Below are 3,572 nucleotides of genomic sequence, written 5' to 3'. Positions count from 1 at the left end.
GACCCCAAAGCGCTGCACCGAGACCTCCGCGAAGTCCCCGGCCCCGGACAGCTTGAAGTTGCCCCCGCCGTACTTGGCAAGCTCTGGCAGCTGAAGGACCAGACCACCCGCCAGCGGCCGGGCGCATCGAACCGCCCGCCCACCGACCCGACACCCCCCCGCTTCTGCCACAGCACCCCCGCCTCCAGGCGAGCCCTGGTCGAGGCCGTCAGGATCGTCGCTGGCTCGGGGCCTTGGGGTACGACCTGCTCGGCTTGCCGCCCCACCCCTGCCGTGGTTGCCGGCGCGACCGGCCGCTGGGCTGGTTGCGGCCACAGGGCGACCACCGCCGCCACCAGCACCGCCGCCACCACCAGGTTCGCGGCCACAACGACGACCCCGAACCGGCGGTACCACGGCGGCTTGGGCACCTCCACCACGGCCCTCCCCCCTTGCTGCGCCCCTCAGTGCATCAATGAACACCGACTTGCCCGCCAGCGCCGCGCTAACCGAAGCACCAGCAGCCGACCGCCCGTACGGTAGCCGGCCAGTACCTGCTTGGCGAGGCCACCTGGGCTGGGATCATCGGTCGACTGGAGCGCCGAAGGCGTCTGGGACCGAGGGGGCGGAAACCCGGGCCAGGGTCGCAGGTCGCCCCAGCCGGAGGGCCAGGGCCGCCAGCCGGCCCGGAATGGCCAACAGCTGTCCGGGCGGCACCCACCAGACCCAGGTCATAGTCGGCTGCATACCGGTGGGTGTACTCGATGGCCAACTGGGTCTTCCGACCCACCCAGCCCATGCACCGCACTCGCCTGGATCACCGCCCCTGTCTGGTCGGGCTGTTTGGGGTCAGCGGGTATCGGCCATCATCTCGCGCTCCTGGGGTTGGTAGGACCGGTCGGTTTGGTCGGCGTGGCGGCGGTCGGGCCGGCCGGCGCGTTGGCTGGTTAGCCGGTGGCGGCGGTCGGCCCGGCGGATGATCACCCAGACCCGGGTGGTGGGCTTGCGGGCCCGGCTTCCACTGTTGAGTTCGACCACCACGTTGGCGGCCAAGATGGCGTACTCCTCGTCGCAGCGGACCCACGCATATAGCTCCGCCGGTGATCGCTCCCGGCGGGGAGGGCGCGGGGTTGAGGGCCACAACCACCGGATCCACGGCCGGGAGGGCTGGCCGGTGCGTTGGCGGGCGGCGGCGATGGCGGCGCTGCCGGACGGCCTCGGGGTTGCGGGCGGGCAGGCCCAAGCCGTGGCGGGTGAAGGCTTTGCCCAGCGATGGCCAGGTGGCGCCTAGCTCAGCTGCGGCCGCGTTGAAGTGCCCAGCCGCTCCGCCAGGGCAAAGGCCCGCTCGGCCTCGGCCCGGTCGGCCAGGAAGCGGCTGGGCTGCCAGCCCACCCGCAGCTGAGCGTACGAGGCTCTTGGTGGGTGTCGCCGGTTATCGCCGTGAGGTTCTCGCCCTCTGGTTGGCATGGCCTCAAACCGACCCTGGCCGTTGCGTTGTCTGGTGGCGCTAAGACCCGGGCACTTCCAAGCCAGGAGGGCCCGTTACCTTGCTATGCTTTGCCGACCCTGACCGAGGAGGCTAGCCGTGGCGGTCAAGCAAGTTCGCGTGTCCGACCTGTCCGGTCGCCAGGCCGGTGAGGAGCAGTTCGCCAAGCTGATCGTGCATGAGCACCCCCATTATCAAGGGCCCATCACCCTGGATGTCCTGCCCGAGGAACTCGCGGAGATCCCCGAGAGCGAGCAGTACGTGTCCATCGAGGTCATCCAGCCCGGCGAGCGCAGCGGGCAACGGGCACTGCTGTCGGTGGACCGGTTCAACCGGCTGGCCGCCAGCGGCGACATGAACTCAATTCTGATGAACGCGGTGGCCGACCAGCAGCCGCAACGCCCAGCCCAGCCACGCCGGCGTGGGCGCAGGACCGGGGATGGCCAGGCCCCAGCCAAGCGCAAGGTGGAATGGGGCCTGCCGCATCGTGGGCGCATCTCTCCAGAGGAGGCCGCCTGGGTCCACGAGCACCTTGACGAGGTCCAGCAGCTGCGGGCAGCGCGCGGCGTGCCGCTGCTCGACCCGGCCGACCCCAAGACCAAGGAGCGCTACGGCCTATAGAAGGTTCCAGCCTCTGCCGCTGCGACCCGCTGCCATGGGACCGTCAAGGTGGCCATCGACATCAGCCTGGCCACGCATGCCGGAAATAGACTTCCAGAGGGCGATCGTTCCGGATGCAGCGGACGGTCAATCCGCCGATCGTTCCGTGTGAAGTCTCGGCTGATCGTTCCGGCTCGTTACGACTTCCTCTACTCACCTCAAGGCCAGCCAGCGGGCGGCCTCCGGCCGCCCTCGGCCGGCACCGCCCCGGCCGAACCCAGGCGGCGGCCTCATTTCCACAAGGCAACCAAATTGTCTATCCAAATCCAGCAAGAGAGAACCTACCGATTACTGCCGAATTCGCTCCCAGGACGATCGGCTACGCCGCAGCAGACTCGCCAAACTCCCTGCTCTCGGCGCTGCACACCAGAACGAATTGCTGAGTCCTGCCAGTTTGCTCAACACGACCGATTCATCGAGACTGCTGCCTTCCGCGCCCGGTCCCTCCACGGAAGGAAGCTGTCATGAAGCGGAGGCTCCTCGTCACCTTCATCCTTGTCGGGCTGCTGGCGGCCATCCCCCTCAGTCGCGCCGGGGCGGCCACCCAGACCACCAGCGACGTGACCCTGATGTCCGACCCCTCGGTGGTGGTCGGCACCTCCACCCTGACCCGGACCGAGAGTGGCATCTCGTTCTCGCTGTCCACCACCGGGCTGGAGCCCGGGCATGCGGTGACCATCTGGTGGATGGTGGTCAACCCCGACGACGGTCGGGTGGCGGTGCTGTACGCCGCTGGCCATGTCATCGACGAGGACGGCACGGCTGAGTTCGGCGGCTCCCTCAAGGTCGGCGACACCAAGGGCTACGTCATGGGCGACGACACCAGCCTGGAGGATGCGCTGGGGGCCACGGTGTTCTTGGTGGTCCGCGACCACGGCCCCGCCAAGCCGAGTATCGTCGACGACCAGATCCATACCTTCGGGGTCTGCAACCCTGAAGGCGTGGAGCACTGCACCGACCTGCAGCTTTCGGTGCACGAGCCGAGCTGAGGAGCTATCGCCAGGCGAGTGGGCTGAGGCAGCCGCTCGGCCCACTCGCCGGCCGGCATCCAGCAGCCCACCGCCAACACGGGCTGCCGCGGGCCTGCGGCCCTCGCCACGAGGCTCGTGTCCTTCTTGATGGGCCTCACCCGTCGCCCGCGGTGGGTGCCATCGCTGCCAGGCCGGAGCCGCGTCGTTCTCACCGGCCGTGCCATCTCCGTGCCATTCCGGGCACGCCGCCTCCGGTTCGCCACGGTCAGCCACGGACACTCATGGTTCCTCTGACCTGCGGCTGCCTTACTACAGGTGCGCGGCAGCACGAATGGTAAGTGGCTCATGGCCTGCGGCCACCCCTGACGGATGAAGATGGGCAGCGTGAGACGGCCCCTGGGCCGTTGACTGCTCCGCGGAGGGGGCGAGGTCCGCGTCGACCTTGGTAAGTACCAGGTAGTTTGCCACCGCGGGCG

The 3,572-nt window shown here is 69.0% G+C and carries 3 protein-coding genes; 2 read left to right on the top strand and 1 reads right to left on the bottom strand.

All coding sequences use genetic code 11. The features are described from left to right. Nucleotides 1-828 precede the first annotated feature (828 nt). The gene (locus VF468_11900) at nucleotides 829-1,032 is read right to left on the bottom strand and encodes a hypothetical protein (protein ID HEX5879001.1); all 204 of its coding nucleotides are present in this window, start codon (nucleotides 1,030-1,032) and stop codon (nucleotides 829-831) included. A 532-nt stretch (nucleotides 1,033-1,564) separates the two neighbouring features. On the opposite strand from VF468_11900, the gene VF468_11895 reads away from it, so the two are divergent. Then, nucleotides 1,565-2,086 (top strand): hypothetical protein, encoded by a 522-nt coding sequence (locus VF468_11895; GenBank protein HEX5879000.1) that lies wholly within the window; start codon nucleotides 1,565-1,567, stop codon nucleotides 2,084-2,086. A gap of 503 nt (nucleotides 2,087-2,589) precedes the next feature. Next, entirely contained in the window at nucleotides 2,590-3,114 is a 525-nt protein-coding gene (locus VF468_11890; protein HEX5878999.1) for a hypothetical protein, read from the top strand. Nucleotides 3,115-3,572: the final 458 nt, after the last annotated feature.

The sequence above is a fragment of the Actinomycetota bacterium genome, from assembly GCA_036280995.1.
GTDB lineage: Bacteria > Actinomycetota > CALGFH01 > CALGFH01 > CALGFH01 > CALGFH01.
Note: the sequence above shows the minus strand (reverse complement) of the source record. Positions and strands in the feature narration are given on the sequence as shown.